Source organism: Pseudomonas sp. H11T01, assembly GCF_048515765.1.
Taxonomy (GTDB): domain Bacteria; phylum Pseudomonadota; class Gammaproteobacteria; order Pseudomonadales; family Pseudomonadaceae; genus Aquipseudomonas.
In genome coordinates, this window is the sequence record NZ_JBLYED010000013.1 from 104,946 (window position 1) to 116,952 (window position 12,007).

The window sequence follows — 12,007 nt, forward strand, 5'->3', positions numbered from 1 at the left end:
GTATTGGTTAAAATTTTAGACCTGCTGTCAGTCGATCAGTTTTATGTATAGGGAACAAAGGAAGGGGCCACAAAAAGCCCCTTGCCAGGCTTTCCCGGCAAGGGGCCTATGGGTACAGGGTTTTAGTCGGCTTTGATTTTCACGACCTTTTCCGGCTTTATGGCCTCGGCTATTTTCGGTAGAGACACCGTCAGCACACCTTTGCTGAAATGCGCGTCGATCTTGTCGACATCGACCCCTTTGGGCAGGTTGAAGACCCGCTCGAATGAGCCATAGCTGCGTTCAGTGAGGTGGTAGCCCTTTCTCTGTTCTTCCCTGTCTGATTTCTTTTCCCCTTTGATGATCAGGCTGCCGTTGGACAGTTTGATCTCAATGTCCTTCTCATCCATACCGGGAAGTTCGGCGGTGATTTCGTAGCTTTTATCCTGCTCGCAAATGTCCACAGCGGGCATGCCACGACCGCTCAGCTCCCGACGCCAGATGGGTTCGACATCGAGGAGACTGCCGCTGAACGGCTCAACATCGAAGAGGCTACGGCTGAACGGCGAAAGCGGCGAGCCTCGACCGAAGTCTTCGAACAGGTGGTCGATCTGTTGGCGCAGCGATTCAAAGGGGCGCCAGAGATCCTTGCTGACGGGTGTCTGGCGGGGCTTCTGTTCCGTACTGACCGGCATTTTTTTAACGGAGCTAGACATGTCATTTCTCCTCTGGATTCGAGGTGGCTGCCAATATCCGTGTGCTCTGTCACCTCGGGTGGATCTATCAGGGAGTCACTGGAGCCTTACAACGCCCGTGAACTCAATGTCTGCCTAATAAGAATAGACCCTGTTTGGCCTGGATCAGTGGCGCTTCGACCAGTGGAATGGAGGATTCCTGGCTCAAATCAGCGGGAAATCAACCCGTGTTCAATCGCGTAGTTGAGCAAGGCGGCGGGCTTGTCGATGTTGAGTTTGCGGCGGATGCTCAAACGGTGGGTTTCTACGGTGCGCACACTGATGTCGAGTTCGCGGGCCATTTCCTTGTTGTTCAGTCCTTGGACCATCTTGCAAAGAACCTGGCTTTCACGTGGGGTCAGCTCGCTATCGGTGTGCCTGTCTGCAGCCAGTTTCTGCGCGATTTCCGCGCTGTAGAAGGTTCCGCCGCTGGCAATCGCCTCGATAGCCGCAATGATTTCACGTGACGGGGCGTTCTTCAGCACGTAGCCGCTGGCACCTGAGCGCACCGATTCACTCACGTACTCGTAGTTGTCGTACATGCTGAGTATCAGGATCTTGATTGATGGGTATTCGCGCCGCAGTAGGCGGGTCAACTCAAGGCCGTTCATGTCTTTAAGGCCAATATCGACCAGTAGCAAATCGGGTTTCGTCCGACTGACCATTTCGATAGCCTGCGCGCCACTTTCGGCCTCACCGACGACTTCCAAAGGCGCCATCACCGCGAGTAAGGCCCGGATACCGTCGCGAACCAGTGAATGGTCGTCGACCAAGGCAATACGGATCGGGAAAGACAGGCTCATCAGGGCATTTCTCTTATTTGTTTTCTGACAATGATCGGCATCAGAGGTCGGTCAGGGACATGGGGAGGAGGACGTTCAGTTCGCTCCTGCCGGGCACTGAGTGGAGATCGAATCGGCCACCAAAGTGCTCGACTCTTTCACGTATGTTGCGCAGTCCTATACCGCCGTGCAGGCGTTCGATTCGGGTGACATTAAAGCCGATGCCATCGTCGACGACGATCAGGCGCAAGGCCTCGGCAGAACCCTGCAGGGTGATCGACACCGTGCTGGCCTGAGCATGGCGCTCAATGTTGGTCAGCCCTTCTTGAGCGATACGGAACAAGGCAACAGCCGCACCGTCGACCAGATGACAGTCGAACAGGTTGCTTTCATAGTTCACCCGCAAACCGCTGCGTTTTTCAAATTCAGTCGCTAATTGTCCAATGGCCGCGGGTAGGCCCAACGTGTCGAGCAACGATGAACGCAGGTCGTGAGAAATGCTGCGGACCTCTCCGATAGCGCCGCCCAAACGCTCCGTCGCTTCTCGCAAAATACTCAAGCCATTATCCCGGCCAGCCTCGAGCATATGGGCGGCCAGCTCGAACTGAAACTTGATCGACACCAACAACTGGCTGATGCCGTCGTGCAGCTCGCGGGACACGCGCGAGCGTTCCTCTTCCTGCAAGCTGACGATTCGCTGATTGAGTCGCTGAAGTTTTTTGTCGGCCAAACGGTGTTCACTGACGTTTAAGGTCATGCCGCTGGCGAACACCAGCAGCACGGCGATCAGCGCTACGGCAGCGATCGCCAGCATGGTGGCATGTATGCCTTGCGCGACTTCATCGCGGGCTTGTTGCGTGGCCTGCTCGATGTCTTCGAGGTAGATACCGGTACCGAGCATCCAGCCCCAACGGTCAAGCATAACGACATACGCCAGTTTATCCGTGACCTCTCCCGTCGACGGTTTTTTCCAGGCGTAACGCTGGAAACCTTCTCCAGATTCCGCGCTTTTGAGTAACGCCTGAATGACGGGCAAACCGTGGGGGTCGGTCATCTCCCAGAGGTATTTTCCAACCAGTTCGGATTGCCGAGCGTGCATCAGGTTGCGACCCTGGCGATCGTAAACAAAGAAGTAGCCATCGATACCAAAGCTGAGTTTCCTCAACTCTTCGAGGACTCGCTGTTGCGCCAGTTCGTCGCCCTGACCATTTGCATACAGCGGCTCGATCAAGCTTTTAGCCATTTCTACGTAGTTTTTCAGTTCCGCGCGTTTGCTGGCCAGAATGCTGTCTTCGATCAACTGCGCCTGCTGTTCACCCAACTGCCGATTCTGAAAAATCACCAGCGCGCAAATGACAGCCACTGCCAGGATCAGCGGCAAAACCCCTAGGGCAACAATCTTGTGTTTGAGCTGCATCTCTACTCCTGTCCAGACCGGGCGACGGTGCGGAAGGGCTGCTGGCGGGTGTCATGGATTGGGCATGATAAGCGAAAAAGACTTCAGCCCTGCAAGCGCAGAGAGCGGACGGACTAACGGGTAGAAATGCTGAAAAGGTGGGTCTCAGTAGTACTACGTAGAAGGGGCTTACGTAGTACTGCGGATTCCGCCAATGGCGACATGCGCGGATATTAGGCGAGCCTCGTATAACGGGGCACTATTATAATAATTACCGCCGCAGGCCATCGGCTGTCGGCAGGAGACACACAATGCCCCGTCTGGTTAAACACCTCGCCTGGTTTGTCGTGGCTGTCATTGGTGCGTTCGCGCTGAGTGTCGTGGCCTTGCGCCGCGGCGAAGCCATCAACGCCCTTTGGATCGTAGTCGCCGCAGTCGCTATCTACCTCGTCGCATACCGCTACTACAGCCTGTTTATTGCCAAGCATGTGATGCAGATCGATCCACTGCGGGCCACCCCGGCAGTGCTCAACAACGACGGTCTGGACTATGTGCCGACCAACAAACATGTGCTTTTCGGTCACCACTTCGCGGCCATCGCTGGCGCGGGGCCGCTGGTCGGCCCGGTGCTGGCGGCGCAGATGGGCTACCTGCCCGGCACGCTCTGGTTGATTGCTGGCGTAGTGTTCGCCGGCGCCGTGCAGGACTTCATGGTCCTGTTCATGTCGACCCGCCGCAACGGCCGTTCCCTGGGTGACATGGTCCGTGAAGAAATGGGCCGTATCCCTGGCACCATCGCGCTATTTGGCTGCTTCCTGATCATGATCATCATCCTCGCGGTGCTGGCGCTGATCGTGGTCAAGGCCTTGGCCGAGAGCCCATGGGGCATCTTTACGGTGATGGCGACTATCCCGATCGCGATGTTCATGGGCATTTACATGCGCTACATCCGCCCGGGCCGCATCGGTGAAATCTCCGTGGTCGGGGTACTCCTGCTGCTGGGTTCGATCTGGTTGGGCGGGCAGATTGCCGCCGATCCGGTCTGGGCCAAGGCCTTCACCTTCACCGGACTCCAGATCACCTGGATGCTGATTGGCTACGGTTTCGTCGCCGCAGTACTGCCGGTGTGGCTGATTCTGGCGCCGCGGGACTACCTGTCGACCTTCCTCAAGATCGGCACCATCATGGCCCTGGCGATCGGCATTCTGATCACCATGCCCGAGCTGAAAATGCCGGCGTTGACCCAGTTCACCGACGGTACCGGTCCGGTGTGGAAGGGCGGGTTGTTCCCGTTCCTGTTCATCACTATTGCCTGCGGGGCGGTGTCCGGTTTCCACGCACTGATTGCCTCCGGGACTACCCCCAAGCTGCTGGCCAGCGAAGGCCATGCCCGTTACATCGGTTACGGCGGCATGTTGATGGAGTCCTTCGTGGCCATCATGGCGATGGTGGCTGCTTCGGTGATCGAACCGGGTGTCTACTTCGCGATGAACAGCCCGGCGGCCCTCGTCGGCGGCGACGTTGCTTCGGTTGCTCAGACGGTCAGCAGCTGGGGCTTTGCGATTACTCCGGAAGCCCTGCAAGCCGTGGCCAAAGACATCGGTGAAACCACCGTTCTGGCCCGCGCTGGCGGTGCGCCGACCCTGGCGGTCGGTATCGCGCAGATCCTGCACCATGTCCTGCCGGGTGAGAACACCATGGCATTCTGGTACCACTTCGCGATCCTGTTCGAGGCGCTGTTCATCCTGACTGCGGTCGATGCCGGTACCCGTGCCGGGCGTTTCATGCTGCAGGACTTGCTCGGTTCCTTCGTTCCGGCGCTAAGGCGTACGGAATCCTGGACCGCCAACCTGATTGCGACCGCCGGTTGCGTGGCGATGTGGGGTTACCTGCTGTATCAAGGGGTGATCGACCCGTTGGGTGGCATCAACACCTTGTGGCCGCTGTTCGGTATCTCCAACCAGATGCTGGCCGGTATTGCGCTGATGCTGGCGACCGTCGTGCTGATCAAAATGAAACGCCAGCGCTACGTCTGGGTCACCATGCTGCCTGCCGTGTGGCTGCTGATCTGCACCACCACCGCCGGCTTCATCAAACTGTTCGACGCCAACCCGGCGATCGGTTTCCTGTCCCTGGCCAGGAAGTACAGTGATGCGCTGGCCAACGGTCAGATCCTGGCCCCGGCCAAGGACATCACCCAGATGCAGCACGTGATCTACAACGCCTACACCAACGCGACCCTGACAGCGCTGTTCCTGTTCGTGGTGTTCAGCATCCTGTTCTATGCGCTCAAGGTCGGTATCGCCGCCTGGGGCACCAAAGAACGCACGGATAAAGAATCACCCTTCCAGGCTCTGCCGGACGCGTAATCGAGGAGTGCAGACATGTTCAATGACCTGAGTCGCCTCGGTAAATACCTCGGTCAGGCCGCACGCCTGATGGTCGGCATGCCCGACTACGACAACTACGTCGAGCATATGCACACCAAACACCCGGACAAGCCGGTCATGACCTACGAGGCGTTCTTTCGCGAACGCCAGGAGGCCCGTTACGGCGGCAAGGGTGGTCCCAAGTGCTGTTGATACACGGCGCTTAGACAGCACACCAATGTAGGAGCCCGGCTTGTGTGGGAGCCGGGCTTGCCCGCGAAGAACGATGACGCGTAATGCCTGAAAAACCGCGGCGTTCGCTTCGCGGGCAAGCCCGCTCCCACACAAGCCGGGCTCCTACAGGGTCAATGCGGTTCCTTGTAGGCGCGAGCTTTAAGCCTTCAACACTTTCCCACTGGCCGCAACGGCCAACAACAGCAGCGCAATCAAGCCAAAGGCAATGCTCAAACTGCTGCCGTGGGCGATAAAGCCAATCACCGCGGGACCGGCGAGGATGCCGGCGTAGCCCAGGGTGGTAATGGCCGGCACGGCGATGCTTTCGGGCATGACTTTTTGTTTGCCGACGGCGGTGTACAGCACCGGCACAATGTTCGAACAGCCCGCGCCCACCAACGCATAACCCACCAGCGCCGCTTCCCAGGCCGGGGCCAGGGTCGCGAGCAGTAGGCCAGCGGCGGCGGTGAGCCCGCCGATAATGATCACCCGTTTGGCACCGAGCCGGTGCACGATGGCATCGCCGGTCAGGCGACCGGCGGTCATGGTCAGGGCGAATGCCGCGTAACCCAGGCCGGCGTAGGCGGCGTCGAGATGGCGCTCAGACGTCAGGAACACCGCGCTCCAGTCGAGCACCGCGCCTTCTGCAAGAAACACGATAAAACACAGGCAGCCAATAAACAGCACCACGCCATGGGGCACGGCGAAGGCCGGGCCAGAGCTTTCGCTGCCATAGGGCAACATGTGCGGCGCGGCCTTGAGCAGCGCGAGCACCAGAAACACAATCACCACCAGCATCGCGCCCAACGGTGACATCCCCAAACCCAGCAGCGCACTGACCCCGGCCGCGCCGACAATCCCGCCGAGGCTGAACAAGCCGTGGAAGCCCGACATCATGGTTTTGCCACTGGCCCGTTCGACAATCACCGCTTGCAGATTCACCGTGGAGTCCACCGAACCGAGTCCGGCGCCGAACATGAACAACGCAGCGATCAACAACGGAATCGAGGACACCGTCGCCAATAACGGAAGTGCCAGACAGATCAGCATCGTCCCGCCGGTCATCACCCGACGGCAACCGAAGCGCGAGGCCAGGATCCCGGCCACTGGCATGGCTATGATCGAACCGACACCCAGACACAGCAGCAACAAACCGAGTGTCCCTTCATCGAGTCGGGCCCGTGCTTTGGCGTAAGGCACCAGCGGCGCCCAGGCGGCGATGCCGAAACCGGCAATAAAGAAGGCGATGCGCGTGGACATTTGCTCCAGACGCCCGGGGACCACGGGTGCTGGGGTACTGATGGCGGTCATGAAAAATCCTTGGCAATGCGGCCGATAACGATGTGCAGCGCAACATCCTTGCACATCAGGCTGCGTCGGGCGAGGCGCCGATAGTCGGTAATGTCAGCCGTCACTTAACCTCTCGGCCAGAAAGTCGACAAACACCCGGATTTTTTGCGAGAGATGGCGGTTGCTCGCGTACAGCGCATAGATGCTGCGTCGGGACATCGAATGTTCCGGCAAGACCCGTTGCAACTGACCGCTTTCCAGCAGCGGCAACGCAATGAACGAGGGCAGGGCGCCGATGCCCAGTCCGGCCAGCAGCATGTCGCCGAGCATCAGGCTATTGTCCACGGCAAAACGCACCGGCAGTTCAAGCCGCGTATGACCGTTCGGGCCTTCGAGTTGCCAACTGCCGGGGTGTTCGGCCAGTCGGTAGGCGAGGCAGGCGTGCTGACGCAGATCTTCGGCGGTGGTCGGTGTGCCGTGGGCGCTTAGATAACCCGGTGAAGCGCAGATAATCTGTTCGACCTCTCCCAGGCTCCGTGCAATCAATGAAGAGTCGGGCAGGCTGGTGCGGATCCGCAATGACACGTCGAAGCCTTCGCTGACCACGTCCAGTACGCGGTCATCCAGGGTTAACTCGACCTTTAACTGTGGATAGCGCTGCATGAATTTCACCAGCACCGGCGAGAGCACCTTGAGGCCGAACGACAACGGTGCATTGACCCGCAGGCGTCCACTCGGCTCGCTGGCTCCGGCCAACGTGGCCCGTTCAAGTGCATCGAGTTCGTCGAGCAGATGACAGCACTCGCTGAAGTAGGCCTGTCCGGCTTCGGACAGGCTCATACGGCGGGTGGTGCGCAGAATCAGCAAGGTGCCCAGACGCTGCTCGAGCTGACGAACCTGCTTGCTCACGGCCGCAGTGGATTGCTCAAGGTCAACGGCCGCTTTGCTGAAACTGGCCCGCTCCACCACCCGGCGGAAGGTGCGCATGGCCATCAGCAGGTCCATATAATTTCTTCCTGGTTGAATATGTATTAAGCAGAAGGGTGATTATCTATAAAAAACGATTCAATACCATGACGACTTCAATCTGCAAGGAGTGATGTCATGGCGGCTTTCCCCGCGATCAAAACCATTTCCCGACGTGCTGTATTGCCGTTGCTGGTCTCGCTGCTCGGTGGCGCGGCGCAGGCTGCAGCGGATGTCGGCGTCAGCCCTTGGGGGCCGAAGGATGAAATCGGTCGTCTGAACCTGATCACCCCCCAGTCCCGCGCCGCGATCATGGCCCGGGTGAGTGGTTCACACGTCTACGATCTGGCGGTCGAGTACTTTGTTGGCATGCCCAGTTGGCAGGCTGCCGGTGATCCGGCGTACCAGATGTGGATGACGCACACCCCCCATGGCAATGTGATCGCCGACCCGATGAAGGTCGGCGAACCGATGAACCAGCACGTCAGCTACAGCGGTTCAGCGGTGTCGATGTATGCGCACATGGGTACCCACATCGATGCTCTTAATCACTTTGGCTTGAACGGCAAAATCTGGAACGGCTTTCGCGCTGACGAGCATTTGGGGGATCGTGGCTGGAACGTCACCGGCGCGGAAAAACTTCCACCGATTGTCGCTCGCGGCGTGTTGATCGACGTCGCAGCGGCCAAGGGGCTGGAGATGTTGCCCGACAGCTACCGGGTCACCCGCGAAGACCTGCGCGAGGCCTTGAAAATCCAGGGTGTGGCGCTGCAAAAAGGTGACGTCGTGCTCATCCGGACCGGGCGCATGCGTGATTATGAAAACGCCCAGGTTTACATGGCCAACCCACCGGGTTTGAGCCTGGACGCCGCAAAATTCCTGATCGAGGACGGCGAAGCAATGGTGGTGGGCGTGGATAACCTGAGTTTCGAGACGTTCCCCTCGGAAGTGGAGGGTAACTATTTGCCATTGCATACCTATCTGCTGGCAATCAAAGGCGCGCCGATCATGGAGCTGGTCAATCTCGAAGGTTTGTCTCGCGACCGGGTTTATGAATTTGCCTTTATCGGTGCTTCACTGAAGTTTCGAGGTGCGGACGCGGCACCGATCCGGCCAGTGGCATTGCCGATCAAATAAGTGGAAAGTTGCAACCGTTCCGCTCACTCATCAATTAAGGAGAATTCGATGCAATCGGATAAACAACACGCGCCAACGCTGCAACTGTCGAACCCGCCAGGGCTTTACGATCCGACCGCCAATGGCTATTCCCATGTGGCCCAAGTGGCGGCTGGCGCACGGCTGGTGTTTATCGCAGGGCAAGGCGGCGAGAACGCGGACAGTCAGTTATCGAGTGATTTCGCCGAGCAGGTCCGGCAGGCGCTGGACAATCTGCAGATCGCTCTGGCAGCGGCCGGTGCCGAGGTGAGTGATGTTGCCAAGCTGACGGTATTGATCGTCGACCACAGCCTGGAGCGTCTGGAAATTTTCGGCGAGGAGCTGCATCGGGTCTGGGGTTCAGCCCCCAAGCCGGCCTGCACCCTGATCCCGGTGCCAAGGCTGGCGCTGGACGGCATGTTGTTCGAGATCGAGGCGATGGCGGCTGTTGCTGTATGACGCAGTTCTACGATGCCCGCGGCAATATCTACGCCGTTGTCTCACCCGAAGGGGTGCGTCAACGAGGAATCGAACTTCCAGAGCTGGCACCTCAAGCCGCTCAAACCCTCGTTGATTGGGCGTTGCCGGCGGTGGAAGCTTTTTGCGCCTGGGCACCGGATACCAGACCGGCAGGCGCCAAGGCCCATCGTTCGGATGGATTGCTCATCGGCCCGTTTCAGGCTGCGCCGCCCTACGACCTGCTGATCGTCAACACCGACGGCAGCCTGGCCGAACGCAGTGGTAATGGTTTGACCATCTTTGCTCAGGCGTTGACAGATCAAGGGTTAATGCCGGCGCAAGGGCCTTGTGTGCTCAAGGTTCATCATGACAAGCGTGATGCCGTGTCGCCGGTGGAAACCTCGGTAGAGCCTGCGCAGGTGGAAGGTGTCCACGGTTTTTGGCTGGACTTGGGCAAACCTGCATTTGGGCCGCAGGCCGTAGGTGCTTTGGGCGTTGAGGTCGCCGAATTGAACGGTCACGGTCTGAGCAAGGTAGCGCCGCTTTCCCGCTTGAACCCGGTGTGGGATCACAGCCAGTTCGTGCGCATCGGCAATCCCCATTGCGTGACGCTGGTGGCAGGAGCGGATGCGCTGCCGAGCAATGAGCAGATGTGCGAGCCTGGTTTGTCTTCAGGTCTGACCCGCATTGCGTTCGCGATGCCAACCGGTGCTGGCGAGCCTTGCCCGGTCGGGGTCAACCTGCAATGGGCGATGCTGGAGTCTGAAGCCCGGATCGTCGCCCGGGTGTTCGAACGCGGCGAAGGTCCGACCGCGTCCTCCGGCACCAGCGCCAGCGCGGTGGCCTGCGCGGCCTGGAGCGTGGGTTGGGTTTCGGCGGGGGAAGTTGCGGTGATCATGCCGGGCGGCACGGCGCCGGTTTTTCTAAAAGAAAAGGACGGCGAATTGAGTAGCGTCAGGTTGTTCGGGACGGCGCGGTTGATTTTATAAATCTGTGGAGACTGACGGATTGCCATCGCGAGCAAGCCCGCTCCCACACTTGATCTGCGTCAGCCCACGATGGTGTGATCAGCGCAGAACCAATGTGGGAGCGGGCTTGCTCGCGATGGCGTCAGTCCGGCGAGCGAGTCTCTAAAGCCGATCAGCTGTAGCCCGAATCCCCAACCCATTCCACCTGCGGCATCTGCCTCTTCATCAACACTTCCCCACCACGAATCGAATACAACGGCAGCCCTTGGCTGCGGATCACTTCGTAATCGCTGTCAGCCGACAGAATCAACAGATTGGCCGGGCGACCCGGTTCCAGTCCATAACGATCGCCCAGGGCCATGGCCTTGGCGCTGTTGTCGGTGACCAGGTCCAGGGCGCTTTGCAGATTGCGGTAGCCGAGCATGTGACAGATATGCAGACCGGCTTCGAGCACCCGCAGGATGTTGCCGTTACCCAGTGGATACCAGGGATCGACGATGGAGTCCTGACCAAAACAGACATTCATACCGGCCTCGAGCAACTCGTTGACCCGGGTCACACCACGGCGTTTCGGGAAGTTGTCGAAGCGTCCTTGCAGGTGAATGCTTTCAGTCGGGCAGGAGACGAAGCTGATCCCGGAATGTCCGAGAAGGCGGAACAATTTGGCGCAGTAGGCGTTGTCGTAGGAGCCCATGGCGGTGGTGTGGCTGGCCGTGACCCGGGCGCCCATGTCGCGGCTGCGGGCTTCTTCGGCGAGCACTTCGAGGAAGCGCGAATGTGGGTCGTCGGTTTCGTCGCAATGCACGTCCACCAGGCAGCCGGTGCGTTCGGCCAGGTCCATCAGGAATTTGATCGAGCTCACCCCTTGATCGCGGGTGTATTCAAAATGCGGAATGCCGCCAATTACATCGGCGCCCAGCAGAATGGCTTCCTCCATCAGCTCCCGGCCGTTGCGGTAGGACTCGATGCCTTCTTGCGGAAACGCGACGATCTGCAGATCGATCAGATGGCGACTTTCCTCGCGCACTTCGAGCATCGCCTTGAGGGCGGTCAGCGTGGGGTCGGTGACATCAATATGGGTTCGCACATGCTGGATGCCATGGGCGGCGAGGGTACGGATGGTTTTCCTGGCGCGGGTCTTGGTGTCCTCCAAAGTAATAGTCGCCTTGCGTTCGCCCCAGCATTCGATGCCTTCGAACAGCGTGCCGCTCATGTTCCAGCGCGGCTCGCCAGCAGTGAGGGTGGCGTCGAGGTGAATGTGCGGTTCGACGAAGGGTGGCACCACCAGATTGCCGCCGGCATCCAGATCTTCAGGACCGAGTGTCGGTGCTTCGGTTTGCCGGGCAATGTTGGCGATCAAGCCGTTTTCCAGGTGCAGTTCATGCAGACCTTCACGGTTGCGCAGGCGGGCGTTGATGATATGCATCGCGACAGTCCTTTTTATTCACTCTTGGGCACACACCGCGCAAGCAGTCAGGCGCGGATAACGATCACGATAGCGGAATCGCAGAACCTGTGGGAGCGGGCTTGCCCGCGTAGAACGAAGACACGCAATGTCTGATACACCGCGGGGTTCGCTTCGCGGGCAAGCCCGCTCCCACTAGGCCCTTCCGACCATACCCTTTCACCCCAACGACTTGCTCATATAGACCCGCCGCAAGCCGTTCTCTTCGAC

General features: G+C 59.2%; 11 protein-coding genes. 5 read left to right on the forward strand and 6 right to left on the reverse strand.

Annotated features, from left to right (window positions below; all coding sequences use genetic code 11):
• Window positions 1–122: 122 nt before the first annotated feature.
• The 3 genes from ACN1C3_RS18590 to ACN1C3_RS18600 all read right to left on the reverse strand — a co-directional run bounded on the left by ACN1C3_RS18590 (window position 123) and on the right by ACN1C3_RS18600 (window position 2,912).
• Window positions 123–695: an Hsp20/alpha crystallin family protein gene (locus ACN1C3_RS18590; RefSeq protein ID WP_419117238.1), complete on the reverse strand. Its 573-nt coding sequence runs from the start codon at window positions 693–695 to the stop codon at window positions 123–125.
• A 188-nt stretch (window positions 696–883) separates the two neighbouring features.
• Window positions 884–1,516, reverse strand: coding sequence for a response regulator (locus tag ACN1C3_RS18595; protein ID WP_419117239.1), 633 nt, complete (start codon window positions 1,514–1,516; stop codon window positions 884–886).
• 40 nt (window positions 1,517–1,556) lie between these two features.
• On the reverse strand, window positions 1,557–2,912 hold the full coding sequence (locus ACN1C3_RS18600) for a cache domain-containing protein (protein ID WP_419117240.1): 1,356 nt from the start codon (window positions 2,910–2,912) through the stop codon (window positions 1,557–1,559).
• Window positions 2,913–3,202: 290 nt separating this feature from the next.
• On the opposite strand from ACN1C3_RS18600, the gene ACN1C3_RS18605 reads away from it, so the two are divergent.
• Both ACN1C3_RS18605 and ACN1C3_RS18610 read left to right on the forward strand, forming a co-directional pair.
• Window positions 3,203–5,260 (forward strand): carbon starvation CstA family protein, encoded by a 2,058-nt coding sequence (locus ACN1C3_RS18605; protein ID WP_419117241.1) that lies wholly within the window; start codon window positions 3,203–3,205, stop codon window positions 5,258–5,260.
• A gap of 15 nt (window positions 5,261–5,275) precedes the next feature.
• Entirely contained in the window at window positions 5,276–5,473 is a 198-nt protein-coding gene (locus tag ACN1C3_RS18610) for a YbdD/YjiX family protein (protein WP_419116328.1), read from the forward strand.
• Between the two features lie 180 nt (window positions 5,474–5,653).
• On the opposite strand, the gene ACN1C3_RS18615 is transcribed toward ACN1C3_RS18610, so the two are convergent.
• Window positions 5,654–6,805 carry an MFS transporter gene (locus ACN1C3_RS18615; RefSeq protein ID WP_419117242.1) on the reverse strand — a complete coding sequence of 384 codons (1,152 nt, stop codon included), beginning with the start codon at window positions 6,803–6,805 and terminating at the stop codon, window positions 5,654–5,656.
• A 93-nt stretch (window positions 6,806–6,898) separates the two neighbouring features.
• Window positions 6,899–7,789, reverse strand: a complete 891-nt coding sequence (locus ACN1C3_RS18620; protein ID WP_419117243.1) for a LysR substrate-binding domain-containing protein — start codon at window positions 7,787–7,789, stop codon at window positions 6,899–6,901.
• 99 nt (window positions 7,790–7,888) lie between these two features.
• Between ACN1C3_RS18620 and ACN1C3_RS18625 the strand changes: the two genes are divergently transcribed.
• The 3 genes from ACN1C3_RS18625 to ACN1C3_RS18635 are packed head-to-tail and all read left to right on the forward strand — an operon-like array spanning window position 7,889 to window position 10,353.
• Window positions 7,889–8,887 (forward strand): cyclase family protein, encoded by a 999-nt coding sequence (locus ACN1C3_RS18625; protein WP_419117244.1) that lies wholly within the window; start codon window positions 7,889–7,891, stop codon window positions 8,885–8,887.
• 48 nt (window positions 8,888–8,935) lie between these two features.
• Window positions 8,936–9,364 (forward strand): RidA family protein, encoded by a 429-nt coding sequence (locus tag ACN1C3_RS18630; protein WP_419117245.1) that lies wholly within the window; start codon window positions 8,936–8,938, stop codon window positions 9,362–9,364.
• Window positions 9,361–10,353: a diaminopimelate epimerase gene (locus ACN1C3_RS18635; RefSeq protein WP_419117246.1), complete on the forward strand. Its 993-nt coding sequence runs from the start codon at window positions 9,361–9,363 to the stop codon at window positions 10,351–10,353. The genes ACN1C3_RS18630 and ACN1C3_RS18635 overlap by 4 nt, the downstream gene beginning before the upstream one ends.
• 151 nt (window positions 10,354–10,504) lie before the next feature.
• Here ACN1C3_RS18635 and codA read toward each other — a convergent pair whose 3' ends face one another.
• Window positions 10,505–11,758 carry a cytosine deaminase gene (gene codA, locus ACN1C3_RS18640; protein ID WP_419117247.1) on the reverse strand — a complete coding sequence of 418 codons (1,254 nt, stop codon included), beginning with the start codon at window positions 11,756–11,758 and terminating at the stop codon, window positions 10,505–10,507.
• Window positions 11,759–12,007: the final 249 nt, after the last annotated feature.

Coding starts and splice junctions, on each gene's coding strand:
- ACN1C3_RS18590 (WP_419117238.1), bottom strand. CDS start 695: ATGTCTAGCTCCGTTAAAAAAATGCCGGTCAGTACGGAACAGAAGCCC.
- ACN1C3_RS18595 (WP_419117239.1), bottom strand. CDS start 1,516: ATGAGCCTGTCTTTCCCGATCCGTATTGCCTTGGTCGACGACCATTCA.
- ACN1C3_RS18600 (WP_419117240.1), bottom strand. CDS start 2,912: ATGCAGCTCAAACACAAGATTGTTGCCCTAGGGGTTTTGCCGCTGATC.
- ACN1C3_RS18605 (WP_419117241.1), top strand. CDS start 3,203: ATGCCCCGTCTGGTTAAACACCTCGCCTGGTTTGTCGTGGCTGTCATT.
- ACN1C3_RS18610 (WP_419116328.1), top strand. CDS start 5,276: ATGTTCAATGACCTGAGTCGCCTCGGTAAATACCTCGGTCAGGCCGCA.
- ACN1C3_RS18615 (WP_419117242.1), bottom strand. CDS start 6,805: ATGACCGCCATCAGTACCCCAGCACCCGTGGTCCCCGGGCGTCTGGAG.
- ACN1C3_RS18620 (WP_419117243.1), bottom strand. CDS start 7,789: ATGGACCTGCTGATGGCCATGCGCACCTTCCGCCGGGTGGTGGAGCGG.
- ACN1C3_RS18625 (WP_419117244.1), top strand. CDS start 7,889: ATGGCGGCTTTCCCCGCGATCAAAACCATTTCCCGACGTGCTGTATTG.
- ACN1C3_RS18630 (WP_419117245.1), top strand. CDS start 8,936: ATGCAATCGGATAAACAACACGCGCCAACGCTGCAACTGTCGAACCCG.
- ACN1C3_RS18635 (WP_419117246.1), top strand. CDS start 9,361: ATGACGCAGTTCTACGATGCCCGCGGCAATATCTACGCCGTTGTCTCA.
- codA (WP_419117247.1), bottom strand. CDS start 11,758: ATGCATATCATCAACGCCCGCCTGCGCAACCGTGAAGGTCTGCATGAA.